The organism is Flavobacterium sp. AC274 (genome assembly GCF_979258275.1).
Genome location: NZ_OZ409852.1, coordinates 849,554 through 870,018, shown reverse-complemented (window position 1 = coordinate 870,018; position 20,465 = coordinate 849,554). Strand labels below are relative to the sequence as shown.

At 36.3% G+C, this 20,465-nt stretch carries 8 protein-coding genes and 2 pseudogenes; all 10 read right to left on the bottom strand.

What is annotated here, in order from left to right:
- Positions 1-48: 48 nt before the first annotated feature.
- Positions 49-2,289: a glycoside hydrolase family 3 C-terminal domain-containing protein gene (locus ACZZZT_RS03870; protein WP_463459468.1), complete on the bottom strand. Its 2,241-nt coding sequence runs from the start codon at positions 2,287-2,289 to the stop codon at positions 49-51.
- 41 nt (positions 2,290-2,330) lie between these two features.
- Positions 2,331-3,778 (bottom strand): annotated as a pseudogene (locus ACZZZT_RS03865) (GH39 family glycosyl hydrolase).
- Between the two features lie 135 nt (positions 3,779-3,913).
- Positions 3,914-6,070, bottom strand: a complete 2,157-nt coding sequence (locus tag ACZZZT_RS03860; protein ID WP_463459467.1) for a glycoside hydrolase family 3 C-terminal domain-containing protein — start codon at positions 6,068-6,070, stop codon at positions 3,914-3,916.
- A 79-nt stretch (positions 6,071-6,149) separates the two neighbouring features.
- Positions 6,150-8,156 carry a glycoside hydrolase family 97 protein gene (locus ACZZZT_RS03855; protein WP_463459466.1) on the bottom strand — a complete coding sequence of 669 codons (2,007 nt, stop codon included), beginning with the start codon at positions 8,154-8,156 and terminating at the stop codon, positions 6,150-6,152.
- Positions 8,157-8,392: 236 nt separating this feature from the next.
- The gene (locus ACZZZT_RS03850; RefSeq protein ID WP_463459465.1) at positions 8,393-10,789 is read right to left on the bottom strand and encodes a glycoside hydrolase family 31 protein; all 2,397 of its coding nucleotides are present in this window, start codon (positions 10,787-10,789) and stop codon (positions 8,393-8,395) included.
- Positions 10,790-10,891: 102 nt separating this feature from the next.
- A pseudogene (locus ACZZZT_RS03845) lies at positions 10,892-13,377 on the bottom strand (glycoside hydrolase family 2 TIM barrel-domain containing protein).
- 135 nt (positions 13,378-13,512) lie between these two features.
- The gene (locus ACZZZT_RS03840) at positions 13,513-14,385 is read right to left on the bottom strand and encodes a hypothetical protein (protein WP_463459464.1); all 873 of its coding nucleotides are present in this window, start codon (positions 14,383-14,385) and stop codon (positions 13,513-13,515) included.
- Positions 14,386-14,405: 20 nt separating this feature from the next.
- A complete protein-coding gene (locus ACZZZT_RS03835) occupies positions 14,406-15,986 on the bottom strand; it encodes a RagB/SusD family nutrient uptake outer membrane protein (RefSeq protein ID WP_463459463.1) in 1,581 nt (526 codons plus the stop codon).
- 12 nt (positions 15,987-15,998) lie between these two features.
- On the bottom strand, positions 15,999-19,094 hold the full coding sequence (locus ACZZZT_RS03830; protein WP_463459462.1) for a SusC/RagA family TonB-linked outer membrane protein: 3,096 nt from the start codon (positions 19,092-19,094) through the stop codon (positions 15,999-16,001).
- A gap of 51 nt (positions 19,095-19,145) precedes the next feature.
- Positions 19,146-20,465 (bottom strand): xylose isomerase, encoded by a 1,320-nt coding sequence (xylA, locus tag ACZZZT_RS03825; RefSeq protein ID WP_059116557.1) that lies wholly within the window; start codon positions 20,463-20,465, stop codon positions 19,146-19,148.

Sequence of the window (20,465 nt, the reverse complement as noted above, 5' to 3'; positions counted from 1 at the left end):
TAAAAAATGCTCTTCAATAAAAATCAAAGAGCATTAATGTTTCAAGCTTTATTTAATTGTTACAACAAGTTCATTTTTGATATCTCTTGAAGAATTTCCTAATTTCAAAGTGTATTTTCCTGGTTCAACCGTCCATTTTTTAGCAGTTACATCATAGTAAGCCAATTCTTTTACCGGAACTTTAATCGTTACTGTATTTGAACTTCCCGATTTTACCAATGTTTTTTGGAAACCTTTCAATTCTTGTGCAGCACGCGTAATTTTTGAATCTGATTTTGAAGAGTATAACTGAACAACTTCTTTTCCGTCAACTTTTCCAGTGTTTTTTACATCAACAGAAACTGTAATTGTTTCGTCTTGTGCATAAGAAGTTTTGTCTGTTTTTGCATTTTCAAAACCGAAAGTCGTGTACGATAATCCGTATCCGAAAGGAAATAATGGTGCAATATTTTTAGTATCAAACCAACGGTATCCTACCAAAATTCCTTCTGCATAATTTACTGTTTTTCCTCCAGGGAAACTGTTTGTAGCGTGCGCTGGAGAATCCATAATATTTTTAGGCATTGTCCAAGGTAATTTTCCAGACGGATTTACTTTTCCTAAAAGTACATCTGCCAAAGCATTTCCACCTTCTGAACCATTAAACCATGTCCATACTACAGCTGAACTTTTTTTGCTGATATTTTCAATTTCAAAAGGAGCTCCGGCAACAAAAACAACAATTGTTCTTGGGTTTACGGCTAATACTTTCTGAATTAATTCTTCTTGTCCGAATGGTAATTTCAGGTTTCTACGATCAGAAGCTTCTGTTTCGTAATCACGGTTTGAGCCTGCAAAAATAATCGCAACATCAGATTTTTTAGCCGCTTCAACCGCTTCCTGAACTTTTGCAGGATCTAACTGATCGATTGTTACCGGACCATTTGATGTAATATTTCCTAAGTTTCCTTTATTCTTTTCGTCGTAACGCTCTAAATATCCTTCAGCATAATTGATTTTTACTGAAGATGGCAATCTGTTTTTTAAACCTTCAAGTGGTGTAACTTCTCTTTTTGTTTTTACACCTGCGCCAAATCCGCCAAGCGCGTTTTTCTTCGTTGCATTGTTTCCAATTACCGCGATAGATTTAACTCCGTCTAATTTTAATGGTAAAGCATTGTTGTCATTCTTCAATAAAACTATCGCTTCTGCTGCAATTTTATAAGCGTCCTGATAATGTGCTTCAGTAGCAATACTTCCTTTTGCACGGTCTTTACTTTGACTTCCCATTGCTTTTACCTGAAATAAAGTACGTAAAATTCTTTTCACGTGTTTATCCAATTCTGCTTCTGAAATTTCTTTGTTTTTTGCTGCAGCAATTAATTTATCGGCAAGGAAAAATTCGTTGAATGGTTTTGGAGTTCCCATTTCAATATCCAATCCGCTATTTAAAGATTTTACTGTCGAATGCACAGCAGCCCAATCTGAAACTACAACGCCTTTAAATCCCCATTCGTCACGAAGAATTTTATTCAGCATATAATCGTTTTCACATAAATATTCGCCTCTAAATTTATTGTAAGCGCCCATTACGCTGTATGCATGCGCTTCTTTTATTGAAGCTTCAAAAGCTGGTAAATAAATTTCACGAAGTGTACGTTCATCAATTTGAACATCTACAAAATCACGATTTGTTTCCTGATTGTTTGCAGCATAATGTTTTACGCAAGCCATAACATCATTGTCTTGTAAACCAACAATTAACGGCACAGCAATTTTTTTGTTCAAAAATGGATCTTCAGACATATATTCGTATGTTCTTCCTCCAAGCGGAGTTCTTACGATATTTATAGCTGGTGAAAGCAGCATATCTTTATCTCTTGCACGCATTTCCTGCCCAAGACTATTCCCGAAAGTATATGCCATATCAGCATTCCATGTTGCGGCAAGTCCGCCACCAGCCGGATAATACGTTGCAAAATCATTTGTTAAACCTGCCGGAGCCCAATTGTCACGCGAAATTTCTTCACGAACACCAAGTGGTCCATCTGCCATTTTTAATTCCGGAATCCCCAAACGTTTTACACCGCCAGAAGTAAACATGCTATTTCCATGTAACATTCCTATTTTTTCCTCTAATGTCATTTGAGAAACCAACTTGTCGATTTCTGCATCAAACTCAGATCCGATTTCTTTTCCTTTGTATTCTTTTTCTGCTGTTTCAGAATCTGTGGTTTTTACATCACTCTTACAAGATGTAAATACTGCAAAAGCCAATGCTGCTGACAGGTATAAAATTTTGTTTTTCATGCTTAATAAATTTTAGTTTTTGATAGTTTGTTTTTTAGAAATTAAAGCTTCACAAAATTCAATAAGAAAACATCATTCTCATTGATTTTTAAATCTTTGCTAAAAGTTCCTTTTGCATCAATGGTTACTTTTTCACTCGCCCACAAAGCACCATTGTTTTTTTGTTTGATTGTATTTACCTGATCGCGTGTTAACTGACTTGGTTTTCCCATGGCCAGATAATCCGCGTAAGCGTCGTTCGATTTATAGCCTACTTTGTATATTTCTAAATTGTATTTTCCTTTTTGCAAACCTTCCAATTCAATTTTTAAATTTCCTTTTGGTTTCGACGGCAAATCTTTTATATAATACATTTGATTATTGACAGAATCTCCGGGATGTGTATTGGTGAAATCCCAAACTAATAATTGAACATCGCCTTTTTCATTTTTTGTCGCCCATGAAGAAGTGTCTTTATTTTGAAGTTCTGTTTCGCCCAATTTATTTAAAAAGGAATACGAGAAATAAGCCGGTTTTTTAATTCCTGCGTATTCAATAATCCGAAACCGCCGTGAAAAGGCGTGAATCTTGGGCCCGGTTCTTCAAAAATATCGGTAAAAACCCAATATGACATTGAGTTTGCTGCATTGCCAACTTGTTTTAATTTCTGCAAAATATAAGCCGCTGAATGATAACTATCGTGAATAGGATCTGCCGGCGTATAAGATGAACTCCATTCTGTATAATGTAATTCTAATTTTGGCTTAGCCGAATTTGAAATTTGTTGACGTGAATTTATTACGTCGCCGCTTATGCTGGAATCTTCTTTGTTTAAAACCGTTCCAGAAGTTCCGAATTCGTCTAAATATCCTTGTTTTACTCCGTAAGTATGCGTCGAAATAAAGTCTAGCGGAACATTATTTTTAGCACAAAAATCGATTGTTTCCGGAACCCAGCCTGCGCCTGCCGTTGCCGGACCGCCTACTTTGTATGCAGGATTTACACTTTTGATGCCTCGCGCTGCGTATTCGTAAAGTTTAAAATATTCTGCCTGAGTTCCTGTCCAGAAACCCGGAGATAAATTTGGTTCATTCCAAACTTCAAAATACCAGGTTTTTACTTCTTCGTCTCCGTAACGTTCTTTGAAATGTTGGGTTAGGTTTCGAATTAAATCTTCCCATTTTTTATAATCTTTTGGAGGTGTTACATTTCCTTTCCACCAAAAAATAGTTTCTTTTCCACTTGCCAAAGCATTAGGCATAAAACCTAATTCTACAAAAGGTTTTACTTTAATACTTAAAAGAAAATCATACAAAGCATCGATATATTGATAATTGTATTCGGGATTTCCTTTTGAATCTTCTCTGTAAACAGCCATATCATCAGACAATAAGCCGTGCATTCTGATGTATTTAAAATCGCATTCGTTTTTGGTCATTGCCAATTGCTGCTGCCAGTCGGCGCGTAAACCTTCGTTTGCTCTTCCGGCACCAATGCATTCTTTGAACATGGTGTTCAGTTTTCCTGCAGTTTTATTATAATCAACTTTTATGGTTCTGTTTTCAGCAGCATTTTGTCCAAACAACGGAACGTTGATTAGAGAAAGCAAAATAAAGAGTATCGTTAGATTTTTTTTCATTGTAAATTATTTCACTGTTATTTTTTTGTTCAGCAGAATTTTATCCGAAGCACTTCCTATTTGAATTTCAATTGTATTGTTTTCTAATTCAAATTGTTGTTTTGCTGTATTCCAGTATTCTAAATCTTTGGCTTTTAAAACCAAAGAAACGTTCTTCGTTTCTCCCGCTTTAAATAAAACACGCTGAAATGCTTTTAATTCTTTTTCAGGACGTTCTACTTTTGACTGCAATTGTTTTACATACAACTGAATTACCTCATCTCCGTCTTTAGTTCCTGTATTGGTAACAGAAACTGTAACTTTTACTTCTCCACTTTTAGAAATGCTTTCTGAATTTGTTTCAATAGAATTGTATTTGAAAGTTGTATAACTTAAACCGTGACCAAAAGCATATAAAGGTTTGCCTTTAAAATACATGTACGTTCTTCCGTTTCGAATATTGTAATCTAATAATTCAGGCAAATCAGTAATAGTCGCAACCCAGGTTTGTGTTAAACGTCCGGCCGGATTATAATCTCCAAATAAAACATCGGCCAAAGCGGTTCCTGTTTCCTGACTATTTTGTGTCATGTGTACGATTGCCGGCACGTGTTCTTGTATCCAGTTTATGGCATATGGAAAACTGCTAACTAAAGCCACAACAGTTTTAGGATTGGCCTGATAGACTACTTTAATCAAATCTTCCTGTTCTAAAGTCAGTGATTGACGATCGACAGCTTCTTTACCTTCGCTTGGCACGGGACAATTTGCCCAGCCTGCATTACAAACCGGATGATTTCCGACGATGACAATAACTGCATCTGCTTTTTTGGCTATTTCAGCTGCTTTACCATCTATATTATTTTTGGCATAAAGTATTTCGACATTATTGCCTAGTTTATTTTTTATTCCTTGTAAAGGTGTAATTGTATAAGGTGGCGTTCCGCTGTACCAATCCAGAAGTACTTCATCAGCACGATTTCCTATTATGGCAATCGTTTTTAATTTATCTTTTTGTAAAGGCAAAAATTGAGCATCATTTTTAAGCAAAACAATAGATTTTTGTGTTGCTTCTAAAGCGATTTTTTTATGTGCTTCTGTTTTCCAAGGATCAATAGTATCTTTTCCTGTTCCGATTTTTGCATACGGATTTTCATCTGAAACATCCAACATTCCCAATTGAATCATTACCCGATAATCTCCGCGAATAACGGCATCAATATCTTTTTCTTTTAAATATCCGTGTGAAAGCGCGCCATAAACTGCTTCTGTATATTCATCTAAAAACTGATTAATTCCTGCTTTTATAGCTGCAGCAGCTCCGAGATATTTATCAGCATAATATTTATGATCTGAAAGCAGCAATTTGAATGCGCCTCCATCTGTGCAAATGATTCCGTTTTGTCCCCATTCTTTTTGGGTAATATTTTTTAGCATTGGGTGTACCATTGCCGGAATACCGTTTACTTTATTGTAAGCCGCCATATAAGCACGGGATCCTCCATCAACAACACCCATTTGAAAAGGCAAAGCATAATATTCTCTCCATAATCTTTCATCAAAATCAGATGAAGTATAGGTTCTTCCATCTTCGTTGCTATTGGCCAGAAAATGTTTCATTAACGAAGCAGTTTGCCAATATTTTGGATTATTCCCTTGCAATCCTTTTACAAATGCAACGGTCATTGTTCCGTTAAAAAAAGCATCTTCTCCGTAACTTTCTTCGGTACGACCCCAACGCGGATCTCTTGCAATATCTGCATTTGGAGCGCGAACGACTAATCCGCCACGATGGTATTTTTGAAAAGCATATCGCGCTTCATAACCTTCGACCTGCGCCACTTTTTGAAGTAAATCAACATCCCACGTTTCTCCTAAACCATAAGCCTGAGGAAAAGTAGTTGTTGTTAATGGCTCTTTATTTTTTCCGCCCCATTCGCCCGGCCCGCCAAGTGCCAAACCGTGCAAACCTTCTACGTGACCTGTTCCTGTAACGCCTAATCTTTTTATCGATGGATTTGTGCTCAAAGCCTGAACTTTTTCATCGAGTGTCATCAATGAAAGCAAATTATCAATACGCTTTTCAGTATCTAATTTAGAATCCTGAAAAGGATATTGTTTTTGCTGCGACAACATCAAATTGACCGACAAAAGAAAAACGATATGCAGAATGAGGTTTTTCATTTAAAAAATTGTGGTTATTTAAACCCGACAGGTTTTAAAAACCTGTCGGGTTTGACAATCTATATCTATTTTTCTATAATTATAATTTTTTGAATCTAATTGCTGTTCCTCCAGCGCCGCCTAAATGTAATTTTAGAGAATCTGATGCTTTAACAGTTTTCTTAGAAATTGCAATTTCTGCTGGATTATGCGTTTCATCAGTTCCTACGGCATCAGCATAAATCTGCGCTTCGTAAGTTGCATTTGGGTCCAAAAATGATAAAGCAACATTTACGTCTCTTGCATTTTCATTTGTAATCGTTCCTAAATACCAGTCAGCACTGCTTCTGTCTTTACGAACGGTTGTGATATATTCCCCAATTTTTCCTTCTAATACTTTTGTATCTTCCCAATCTGTTGGAACATCTTTTAAGAATTGTAAAGCTGGTTTTCCTTCATAATTTTCAGGTAAATCTGCCATCATCTGGATTGGTGCATAAATCGTTACATACAAAGCCAATTGCTGTGCTGCTGTTCCGTGTACTCTTTTTCCAGGGAAACCTTGTTTCACCTCAACATCAAAAATTCCAGGTGTAAAGTCCATTGGTCCTGAAAGTAATCTTGTAAACGGAATAATCGTTAAGTGATTTGGCGGATTTCCTTCGCTCCAAGCGTTATATTCTTGTCCACGTGCTGCTTCTCTCGAAACCATGTTCGGGAAAGTTCTTCTTTCTCCGGTATCTTTTATTGATTCGTGGTACAAAACAGCTAAATCATATTGTGCCGCTTTTTCTAAAATATATCTGAAATAATTCACTCCAAATTGTCCGAAGTGATTTTCTTTCATGTTTAATTTAGAACCTACGTGACCAATTTTAACCGAATGCATTCCTAATTTTTTGTACAATGCAAAACCTTCGTCTACTTCTTTTAAATAGTTAATTAAGTTTGAACCTGTTTCATGGTAACCAATAAGGGCAACGCCTTTTTTGTTTCCGTAGTCAACCACTTTTTCTAAGTCGAAATTGTCGGCACTTTTTGTGAAACTAAACATGTGCATGTGGTTTTCGTACCAAGCGGGTGTCCAGCCTTTGTTCCAGCCTTCGATCAATAAATGATGAAATCCTTCTTTTGCTGTAAAGTCTATATATTCTTCGGCATGTTTGGTTGTTGCGCCTTGTTTGTCGCTTTCCCAAAATGTATATTTCCCAATGTGCATTCCCCACCAAATTCCAAAATATTTGTATGGTTTGAAATAACTTGCTGTATTTTTTAATTTGTTTGGATCATTCAGATTTAAAATCAAATAAGACGTAATTAAATCTGCCGGAGTTTCTCCAATTTGAAGTGTTCTCCAAGAAGAGGTAAAGGTATCTTTTACACGAACTTTTACGCCATCTGCCCACGGCACTAAATCTGATTTTAACTGCGTTCCGGTTGTATTAACCAAAGTCATACTCGCGAAATCTACCAAATTTGCTTCGTGAAAACTCAATGCTAATCCGCTTTTGCTTTCGATTGTAAGTGGAGTCAAAACTGTATCTAAAGTACTTACCGCTGCATCTTTAAAAAGATATTCGTCACGATTTTCTCTGTTTGCCGGAATCCACCATGCTTTTCCATCTTCTTTTAAGTTAAAAGTCGTTTTTTCATCCATAATGAAAATACTGTCTTTTACGTTTTGTTTTGGATACACATATCTAAAAGCAACTCCGTCATCAAACGCACGAAACTGAATTTCAAGTTTACGTTTGTTCCCGCTTTTTTGCTGTAACTGAACAGAAAGCTGATTATAATTATTTCTGATGTTTTTCTTCTCGCCCCAAACTTGTTCCCAGGTTTCATCAAAAGAAGTATTTTTTACGCTTTTTACTTCAAAGTCTGAACTTAAATCTTCATTTCCTTTTAATAAAAACCCCATGTCTGATGGTGTAATCACTTCGGTTTTTCCGTGAGATACAGCATATTTTGGAGCGTTTTTTACTAACTCAAATTTGATTTTATTCTGCCCGTTTGGCGATGCCAGTTCATAAGCATTTTTATTTTTCTGACTGTATCCGATCGTAACAGAAAGTAATACGGCGGAAAGAACTAGGTTTTTTTTCATGATATTTTTTCTTGAATTCTCAAATAAATCGAATGAAGCGCTCAAAACTTCATCCGATTTAAAACTAAACTAAACTAAAACTTATTTTTATCCTGTTGGGGATGTTTTTTTCACGCAGATTCTGCAGATTTAAGCAGATTTATTTTTTAATTTTTGACTTTTGTTTTGCCACGAATTTCACTAATTTACACTAATTCAAATTCGTGATAATTCGTGCAATTCGTGGCAAACCCTTTTTATTTAACCCACTCCGTTTTAAAAGTGGTTTTTCCGCTTAATGCATTTGGCGTTACGTCAAAATTATTTCCGTTTTTGTTTACTGTAATTTCCTGAACGGCATCGCCATCCGGTAAAAATACTTTGGCTTTCGCCGAAGTTGTTTTGTCACTTGCGTAAACTTTCAACGTTAATTTACTCCAATCCATGTCTTTTGTAGATTGTGCTAATGCGATGTGTGGCAATGCAGTTCCGTCTTTTACTAAAACTACGATTGGTACTTCACCCGCTTTGATTTTATGCCAGCCGGATTGGTATACTTTTTTAGTTTGATAATCAATCCATGTTCCTTCCGGAAGGTAAACATCTCTTTCTGTAACTTCTTCAAAAAGTGGTGCAACCAACATGCTTGAGCCAAATAAATATTCGTTGTCTACCAACCATGCTCCCGGATCATTTGGATATTCTACAAAAAGTGCTCGCATCATTGGCAATCCTTTTTGAGAACTTTCTTTTGCCTGAGCGTAGATATATGGCATTAATTCGTAACGCATATTATCTGCTTTTCTAAATCCTTCTAAGAAATCTTTGCTGTACAACCAAGGCTCACGCGGAGGTTCACCGTGGCTTCTTACATGTGAAGTAAACATTCCGAAAGGTGCCCATCTTCTGTATAAATTCTCTGGCGATTTTGTTGCAAATCCTCCAACATCATGACTCCAGAAACTGAATCCGCTTAATCCTAACGAAAGTCCGCCACGTAATTCTGCTGACATTGCGCCGTTTGTTGTTTCAGCATCTCCACCCCAATGCAATGGATAACGTTGGGATCCAGCCCATGTACTTCTTGCCCAGATTAAAGTATATCCTTTTTCTTTTTGAGTAATTTCTGCAACAGCCTTATTATATCTCAATGGATATAAATTATGTTCGTAAAAACCTGTTCTTCCAGAATGATAAATTCCGTCTGGCGGTGCAGCTTCTCCAAAATCTACTTTGAAAACCGCAACTCCCTGATCGAATAAATGTTTCAGTTTTCCTTGATACCAAGTTACCGTTTCAGGGTTTGAGAAATCAAGAACAGCATCTTCATAAGGTAGATTTCCTTTACGGTCTCTTACGGCTAAGTTCTTATCCATGATTTCATTAAACAACGTATTCTTTGGCGTGAAATAAGGCAATTGCCATAAACAAACCTGGAAACCATCTTTCTTTAAATCGGTCATCATTTTTTGTGCATCCGGGAAACGGGCTTTTGCAAACTCGTAATTGTTTCTCCAGTCTACATCAAACCAACCTGTATCAAAGTGAATTACATCTGTTGGAATTTTATATTTACGTAAATCTCTTGCTACGTCACGACCTTCTTTTTCAGAAAAATAAGTGATACGGCTCATCCAAAAACCAAATGACCAAAGTGGTGGCATGGCTGCTTTTCCGGTCAAATTGGTGTATTGGTCTAAAACGTCTTTTGGTTCTCCAATAAAGAAAAACAAATCGGCTTCGTCATCTCCAATATACATTTCGTTGGCACTTGAATAATATCTTCCAAAATCAACTGTAATTGGTGTTGAATGATGCATGAAAACTCCGTAACCACGGCTGCTCATATAAAATGGAACCGGCTTGTACATGGTTTCATTCTGAATTCCGTTGGCATCATCTGCCCATAAAACTACTTTTTGTCCGCGTTTATTGAATTGTGTGAATGATTCTCCACAGCCAAATATTTTCTCGTCCGGTTCTAAGCTAAAAGCCGCGCCCATACTTCTTGAATAATCGCTGTTTCTGCGAACATATGAGAACGGCAGTGTTGGTGTATACGTGTTTTTAAAATCGGTATCGTGCAATGTACTTGTCAGTAGTTTTCCTTTTTCATCGTAAATTTTTACGTGCCAAGGTTTTACTAAGATTTCTACAACTCCATGTTTGCTGGTGTATTTATGACCTCCTTCGATTTTAGAATATTTCCATAATTCCGGGTGGTTTGGTGCAACACCGTCAACCAACATTAAAGATTCTTTTTGCGGATGAAATTGCGGTCCTGAAGTTGTTTTTATTCTGATGGTTCTATCAGAAATAAACTGAATCTCAAACGGCAATAAAGGCGAAGCTTCGTATTCTGTTGCAGGAAATTCGTTTGCAGCAACAGAGTCCGGCTTCATCATCATGTTGTTGAAAGCCTGACGTGTTTTATAATTGTATCGCAAATATTTTATTGTCCCTTTTCCTGTAGCAGGATCAAATGCTTTTAGTTCATCGGCAAAATAAAACGTGTTCAGATAATTCTGAAAATCTTTGCTGATATCTATCGGAGCATTTAGCACATCGGCGTTCTGAATTTGTGCCGACGCTTTTGGCGAAAGCAATCCAAAACCCATGAATAGAGATAATGAGGCTATCTTTATTTTTTTCATTGTGTGTTTTTTAAGTTTTATTTATTTGTGGTTATTCTGCTGTAATCTATTACTTTATATCCTGCAAGGTTTTGAAAACCTTGCAGGAATGGCAACTAACTATTATTCTGCTGTAATTACAATTGTCGACGGTTTTAATCCATTCGCTTTAGCGGTTAATTCAAGTCTTCCGGTTTTATCTCCAGATTGAACAATAACCAGACATTTTCCGTTAAGCGCTGTATGTTTTAAACCTTTGTACGATTCATGACTTACAGGATCTCCGCTTGAAACCCCAACGATTTTTCCATTTCCTTTTAGGGAGAAGTTGATTTCGTTATTGGCATTTGGTGCCAAAGTTCCTTTTTCATCTAAAATATCTACCGTTACAAATGACAAATCATTTCCGTCTGCTTTGATTGTACTTCTGTCTGCTGTCAGTTTTAAGTTTGATGGATTTCCGGCTGTTTTGATTTCTTTTTCTAAAACCACTTTTCCGTCTTTACGAGAAACAGCTTTTAGAGTTCCGGGTTGATAAGGAATTCTCCACATTACGTGTAAATTATCTCCTTTTTTGCTTCTGATTCCAACTGATTTTCCGTTAAGGAAAAGTTCAACCTCGTCGGCTTTATTATAGTATGCCCAAACATCAACAGTTTGTCCGGCTTTCCAGTTCCAATGTGGGAAAATGTGCAGTACGGTTTTGTCTGTCCATTCGCTTTGGTACATATAATATACATCTTTCGGGAAACCGGCTAAATCTACAATTCCGAAATACGAACTGATTGACGGCCATTCGTATGGAGTTGGTTCTCCAATATAATCGAAACCTGTCCAGATGTACATTCCAGAAAGAAAATCGTGTTTTTTAATGACTTTCCACGTTGCTTCGTGCGTTGAACCCCAAGGTGTTTGCACCTGATCGTAAGCTGAAACGGTGTTGTCCGGATTTCCTTCTGTAAATTTAAGATCCCATCTTACCGGCCATTTTTTTATGGTGTCTGAAACGGTATCATAATAACCGCGGGTTTGTAAACCAGAAGTTGTTTCTGTTGCAATGAAAGGAACTCCAGGGAAATTCTTTTTATGATGTTCATACGTTTGATGCGCATAATTGTATCCGATAAGATCTAAAACACCCGATTTTGCGATTGCATTAAACTGAACATTCTTTTTTTCGAATTGTAAAGTTACCTCATCAATATTCATGTTTACCGGCGGATTCATCGCTGCGGTCAACGGACGTGTTTTGTCATATTGACGTGTAATTGCTGCTAATTCTTTGGCAATTGCCACACCGTTTTCGTTCCATTGTTCCGGAATTTCATTCCCGATACTCCAAACAAAAATACTTGGATGATTACGGTCACGAAGCAATTGATCGGTTAGATCTTTTTGTGCCATTTGTCCCAATCGTTGGCATAATCGTATTTGGTTTTGTTTTGTTTCCACATATCAAATGCTTCATCCATGACAATGAAACCCATTTTATCACAAAGGTCTAAAAGTTCAGGTGCAGGCGGATTATGAGAAGTCCTGATTCCGTTTACGCCCATTTCTTTCAGAATTTCCAACTGGCGTTGGATGGCGCGCGTATTGATTGCAGATCCTAACGGGCCTAAATCGTGATGTAAACAAACTCCTTTTATTTTTACCTGTTTTCCGTTAAGGATAAACCCTTTATCAACATCAAACTTAAAATCTCTGATTCCGAAATTGGTTTTGTATTGATCTACAATCTTATCGTCTACCGAAATTTCTGTAACTGCTGTATACAATTCAGGTTTTTCAACTGACCATAAAACTGGTGTTTCAACCTGAGTTTCTTGTTTGATAGTTTGATTGGCATTTGCACCAATGGTTATATTTTGTGTAACGGATGTTACTTTGGTATCTTCTTTAAAAATAGTAGTTGTTACTGTTGCTTTTTTTGAAGCCGGATATTTATTCTCAATCGTAGTTTCAAAATTTACCGAAGCTTTTTCGGCAGTAACTTTTGGAGTTGTAACGTAAGTTCCCCAATTTGCTACATGTAATTTATCGGTGGTTTCGATCCAGACATTTCTAAAAATTCCTGATCCTGAATACCAACGTGAATTGGGTTGTTTTGAATTGTCAACCTTGACAATAATTTCATTGTTTTTATCTCCGTAATTTAAGTAAGAAGAGATTTGATATTGAAAACCAATATACCCGTTTGGGCGTTTTCCTAAAAAATGTCCGTTTATCCAAACTTCACTGTCTTTGTAAACACCATCAAAGGTAATTGATATAGTTTTACTACTATCAGAAGCATTTATTTTAAAAGTTTTCTTATACCATCCTAAGCCTCCATTCAATGCACCGCCCCCATATCCAGCGGGACTTTTTTCATCAAATTTGCCTTCAATACTCCAATCATGCGGTACGTTTAGGGTTCTCCATTTTGTTGAAGTTCCAATGGTGTCTTTATCTGCCAGACTATCATTTAGATGAAAACTCCAATCTGAATTAAAAGAAACTTTGCGGTTAACAAAAGTGTCTTCTTTTTTGCTGCAAGAACCAAAAAGAATTATTGTTACTAATGTTAATAAGGAAAGTTGACTGCTTAAATTCTTTCTTTTACGCATTGGTACTGTTTTTTTGTTTTGGAAAATTGAAGTTAGAAATAAAAATGATTGTTTTATTTCTTATAAAATAATTTAAGTCTCAGTTTTAAAGAACGTTACAAACGCTTTTAAAACTGAGACTATAGAATTAAATAATTATAGTGTATTTGTTTTAGCAATTAAGTGATAAGATAAATAACCTCCATCAGCTCTGATTGCTATAAAACTTAAAGTAGTTTCTGTTAACTCAACCAGTCTTACATTGGTAAAACTAAATGAAGAACTAAAATATGTAGCATCATTTGGGTGTAGCATTTCGAGTCCGCCATTAAAAATTAACCTGTCATTTTTTGACTGATCTGAAAATGCAAAGTTGAATGTTCCTGTTTTAGTCGTTTTTTCTGTACTTCCTAAAGTTGGGTTAGTTTGTGTTACTGATACATTGTAACCTCCTTTAAGGTCGAAAGTGATTTCTCCCCAATCTTTATTCTCTAAGTTTGCCCAAGGAATTTCTGAAAGTAATGGCCACCAGCCTGCAGAGCTAAGTGTACTGTTTATGTACTTTGCGTCAACAAACTCAAGAGGTTTTACCATGTTTAATACCCATGTTTTTCCTTCTGTTCTGTTGGCAAGAAGACCCCATCTTTCATCACTAAAATAAGCTTCGTCATTTTCTGCTACTGTAACCGTTACCGGAGGAGCTTCAACTGCACCACCTCTGGTATAAGCAGTATAAAAAATCTTATACGTTCCGCCAAAAGGTAAAATGATTTTATCATCACCTTTGTTAGAATGTCCTAACTCATTTCCTTTACTGTCGATATAATGCCAGTATGGAATTACGTTTGGATCTTCATTTTTAATCGCTACTTCGTGATCGTTAGCGGGATTTTGAACAACCGAGAATTTAGTAGTAGCCGGTGTTAATGTAATGGCATCTAAACTTTCGCGGTCTTCTACAGGCTCGCATGAAAATAAAAATGAGCCTATGGTTATTGCTGCTATTACTATATATAATATACGTTTCATAATCATTTGTTTTTTAGTTATTACCAACCTGGGTTTTGTTTGATAGTTCCATTAGAAAGTACAATTTGAGATTGTGGTAATGGGAACCAGCCTAAAGTTTCTGGTCTAAAAGTTACAGCAAAATCAGATCCACCAGTAGTATTGTCAATTGCAGTTTTAGCAACAGTCATATCCTGTCTGATTAAGTCAAAATAACGTTGTCCTTCTAATGCCAATTCTAATTGACGCTCTGTCATAATAGTTTCTTTAGAAACAACAACTCTGTTAGTAGTACTTTTAAAAGCTCTGTCACGAACTTTATCTAAATCTGCTTGTGCTAACCCTGGATTTGAAGCTAAATTCAATTCTGCAGCCATCAGTAATACATCAGCATAGCGAATCATTGCAAGATCCTGATAATTATCAATTTGGAAATTTCCACCATTTGTTTCAACAATTGCTGTACCTGCTGCGTCGGTAATAGGGCAATATTTTTTCCATGAATATCCTGTATATTGGCGTTGTTCTCTTGCTTCTGCATCAAAGCTTAAACTTTCTTCTGCATAAGCAATAATAGTTGCATCTCTACGAGTATCTCCTCCCTCATATGCTTCATATAATTTAGGGTTAACGGTTGCTCCTCCCCATCCTGTAGCATATTTATTATTAACACTTCCACCACGTGGTGCGATGTTTACCTGGAAACGGTTTCCTTCATGTAAGTCCCAATTTCCTTTTCCAGAACTATTAAAACGAACAGCCCAAACCATTTCTGTATTATCTTCTCCTGCAAAATTTGCGAAAGAAGCTGCTAACCAAAGATTAGCAAAATCAGCAACTAATCCGTGTCCACTATTGCTTACTACATCATTTATGTATGTAGTAGCCTGATCTTTGGTAACAACACCAGCTAAATCAGCTTTTTCATAATAATCTGTGTAGAATAAAAAAGTTCTTGCCAAATAAGCTTCTGCTGCCCATTTTGTGATACGTCCGAAGTTTGCATTTCCTTTTTGAGAATAATTCTCAGGTCCTAAATTATCTGCAGCAAATTTTAAATCGTTAGCTATTAAAGCATAAGTAACCTCAGCAGCTTGTCTTGGCAATTGAAATTCGCTTGTAGTCACGGTGTGATCTAACGGAACAATTTCTCCAAACATTTTTGCTGCCTGAAAGTGAAAATGAGCTCTTAAAAAACGAGCTTCTGCTTCATATTGTGTTTTCAGGGCAGTTTGAGATCCCCAATTTACTTTATCAAGATTTTCTAATAAAATATTAGCTCTGTAAATTCCTAAATAAGAGTTGGTCCAGATAAGTGCATTCATATCTTTATCTGTCGTATACTGAAAGCGATCCCATTGTAAATCTGTTGTTGGATCTGCAATACCAAATCCTCCAAAACAATCATCAGATGCCTGCTCGCTCACAATTAATTGTGTTCCGTATGCTTCTCTTTGCAACACATCATAAACCGCAACTAATCCTTCAAAAGCGTCAGATGGCGTTTTATAAAAATTGTCTGTTACCTTATCTGTATAAGGCTCATTTTCTAAAAAATCTTCCGAACAAGCTCCTAAAACCAGTAAGCTTGAAAGCGCAAATAATTTTATATATGTTTTCATCGTTTTCATAAATTAAAAGTTAACATTAAGACCCATCATATACGTTCTTGGCTGTGGATAAAACCCAACATCAATTCCTCTTGCCCATTCTTGTCCTACAGTAGTATTTCCGAAACCAATTTCCGGGTCCATACCTTTATATTTTGTGAAAGTGTAAAGGTTATTAGCAGCAACATACAATCTGAATTTGCTAAAGAAATTTAACTTGTTTGTTAATTTTGTCAAATCACATCCGATAGTAATATTCTTAATTCTGAAGAAATCAGAATCCTGAACATATAAATCTGAGAATTTAGTATAGTTCCCATTAGGATCTGTTCCGTAAGTTACTCTCGGTGTTGTGTTAGAAGTTCCTTCAGAAGTCCATCTGTTTAAAACTTCGGTTGTATTGTTTGTATAAGCACGAGTATAATCATGAATTCCAAAAACGTTTTGACCACCTGCAGATCCGTAAGTATTAACCGTTAAGTCAAATGCTTTGTACGATAAATCAAAATTAACTCCATACGTATAATCAGGATTTGGGTTACCAACTTCTGTTTTATCATTGGCATCAATTTGTCCGTCTTTGTTTAAATCAACAAAACGAACGTCTCCAGGTTGTGCATTTGGCTGAACTCCTGCTGCAACTTCTGCTGCATTTTGAAAAATACCAGCTGTTTTTAAACCGTAAAAATAACCCATTGGTTTTCCAACCTCAACACGGTTCATCTCGTCTAAACCTTGAAACAATAAGTTAGATTCTCCGTGAATGATTCCTTCGTTGTTTGCAATTCTAAGCACTTCATTTTTGTTATGAGAAACGTTTGCATTGATACCAAAATTCCAGTTTCCGAAACTTTTACGATATGCTACTGCAACCTCAAAACCTTTGTTGCTTACGTCTCCACCATTAACATAAGGTGCAGAAGCTCCGGCATAAGTTGGAATAGAAGCCAATACTAACCAGTCTTTTGTTTTTTTGTCGTAATAATCAAATGTCAAACTAAAATTAGTAAACAATGTAGCATCAAAACCGAAATCTAATTGCTCTGAAGTTTCCCATTTTAAGTTAGGATCTGAAAGCTGATCTGGACTTGAACCTACAAGTAAAGTTTCGTCTCCTGTACCAAAATGATATGTTTTGTCTTTTGAACTAATTGTTGACATGTAAGCAAATGTTCTTGAGAACTGATCGTTACCATTTTGTCCCCAGCTCGCTCTAAGTTTAAATGTATTTACAACTGCATTTTCTTTAAAGAAAGCTTCGCGGTCTAAATTCCAACCTGCAGAGAATGAAGGGAAAATTGCATATTTATTATTTGGTCCAAATTCTGAAGATCCATCTCTACGTACTGTTGCAGAGAATAAATATTTGTTGTTGTAGTCGTATAACATACGTCCAAAATAAGATTGGATTGCATAATCTTTACGATTTCCTTTTACCACATTTGATGTTGGATCTTTAGCATTATCTAAATAAGCATGTTCAAAATCAGTAAAAATTAAATTTCTACCCTGACCTTCCATATAATCTGCAGTATTCTTTTTTGCAGAAGTACCTACCAAAAAGTCGAAATTATGTGCTCCTGCAATTGTAGTTTTATATTGAAGTGTGTTTTCAAAAATCCATCCTAAACTTTTAGTTCCGCTTTGTGTAACACTTGAAACTGTATTGTTATCACTTGAAGATAAAGAATAAACAGGTCTGAAAGAACGATAGTTACTATCTGTCATATCGACACCAAAACTAGTTCTGAAAGTAAAATCTTTAAGGAATTTTAATTCTGCAAAAATATTCCCTACATAACGGTTAACCTTAGTCTGGTTGAAGTTATTGTAATAAAGTGAACCAACCGGGTTGCTCACGTCTGCAGAAATAGTTGATTTAGCAAAATTTCCATCAGCATCATAAGCCGCGTCAATTGGAGCAGCATTTAAGAAACTTCTAATTCCGTTGCTGTAAATACCATCATCTGCAACTCCACTAGATTTTGTATTTGATAAAGTGAAGTTTTCTCCAATTTTCAAATGATTTTCAATTACTTCTGAAGTTGAATTCACACTAAAAGTAATACGATCGTATTGAGACTGGCTATTTGCACCACCAATCATACCTTCTTGCCCATAGTATGAAATACCTGTAGCAATAGTCGATTTTTTATCACCACCTGTAATCAAAAGAGAGTGATTTTGTTTCATTGCTCCTTCATTAAACAAATCATCCTGCCAATCGTGATTTGGCAATGCTGCAACCTGAGCTGGCGTGTATAATGGCGTAAGCCCAGAGTTTACACGAGCTTCATTCATGATTGTTGTATATTCTTGTGTATTCATCAAATCTAATTTCTTAGCAACTTGCTGAAAACCGGTATAAGAATTAAATGACACATTCATTTTTCCGTCTTTACCTTTTTTAGTTGTAACTAAGATAACTCCGTTTGCTGCTCTTGCTCCGTAGATTGAAGCCGCAGAAGCATCTTTAAGTACATCGACCCTTTCGATAACCGAAGGATCAAGATAGGAGATACCGTTATCAACAACAACACCATCTACCACATAAAGCGGATCACTTTTTCCTGCTGTACCGGCTCCACGAATGTTAACCACCATGTTAGCACCAGGTTGTCCAGAAGATGAAGTAACATTTACCCCAGATGCCTGACCTTGCAAAGCATTGGTAACATCAAGACTCGCAACTTGCTGAATATCTTTTCCAGATACAAGTGAAGTTGCTGCTGTATTTACCTTTTTCTTTTGTGTACCGTAACCAATAACTACAATTTCTTTTAGTTCTGCAGTTTCAGCCTGCATGGTTACATTTATTTTTTTATTTTCTCCAACAGTGATTTTTTGCGTTTTATATCCCATAAAACTAAATACCAGTACATCACCGGTCTTCGCTTCAATTTTGTATAATCCATCAAAATCAGTGGCAGTACTTGTCTTAGTTCCCTGTACCAAAATAGTGGCACCCGGAACTCCCATGTTATCATCTGCCGAAATAACATTTCCGCTTACAAACTTGGATTGCTCTTGGGCAAAACCAGATTGTATCATAAATAAGCTAAGCAATAATGCCATGTAATATGGCAGCATTGTTGTTTTTATACAATATTTGCTTTTCATAATAATTAAGAATTGGTTTAAATTTATAGTTAGTTACCTTATAATTTAATATTAGTATGCATTCGAAATAATCTGTTCGAATAATTCTTGTCTACCACTTAATGGTTGAGGCTCTCCGCTTGCACGGGCAATTTTGCTAAGATCTTCAAGAGATAATTCTCCTTTTTCAAACTTGGCTCCGTTTCCACCGTCAAACGAACTGTAACGCTGTGTGCGTAATTTTCTGTAATCTGTATTTTGTAGTATCTGATCTGCACAGATTAATCCTCTTGCAAAAACATCCATTCCTGAAATGTGCGCAATGAATTTATCTTCTAAATCGATTGAATTTCTTCTCACTTTAGCATCAAAGTTTACTCCACCACCTTGTATTCCGCCACCTTCAAGGATAACCAACATAGCTTGTGTTACTTCCTGAAGATTGATTGGGAATTGATCTGTATCCCAACCGTTTTGGTAATCTCCGCGGTTAGCGTCAATACTTCCTAACATTCCGGCGTCAACAGCAACCTGCAATTCATGCTCAAAAGAGTGTCCGGCAAGTGTTGCGTGGTTTACTTCTAAGTTTAATTTGAAATCGTTTTGAAGTCCGTATTTATTAATGAAACCTAATGAAGTCGCTGCATCATAATCATATTGATGTTTCGTTGGTTCCATTGGTTTTGGTTCGATAAGGAAGTTTCCTTTAAAACCTTCTTTACGGGCATAATCTTTACAAGTATTCAAGAATCTTCCTAAGTGGTCTAATTCTCTTTTCATGTCTGTGTTCAACAAACTCATATATCCTTCACGACCTCCCCAGAAAACATAATTTTCTCCACCAAGAGCGATAGTAGCATCGATAGCAATTTTTGCCTGAGCTCCGGCGTAAGCCAAAACATCAAAGTTTGGGTTTGTCGCCGCACCGTTCATGTAACGTGGATTGCTGAATAAGTTTGAAGTTCCCCACAACAATTTAATTCCAGATTCCTGTTGTTTTTGTTTTGCATATTCAACCATTGTTTGAATACGAGTTTCAAATTCTGCCAAGGTTGGCGCGTCATCAACAACATCAACATCATGAAAACAATAATATGGCAAACCTAATTTTGTCATGAATTCAAAAGCTGCATCCATTTTGTCTTTAGCTCTTAAAATCGCGTTTTCATTTTTATCCCATGCAAAAGTTTCAGTCGAAGCTCCAAACGGATCTCCACCTGTATTACATAGCGTATGCCAGTAAGCCATTGAAAAACGTAAATGTTCTTTCAAAGTTTTTCCCGCAACGACACGATTTTCATCGTACCATTTAAAAGCTAACGGATTGTCACTTTCTCTGCCTTCGAACTTAATTGTATCGATGTTTTTAAAATATTGATTGGTAGTGCTCAT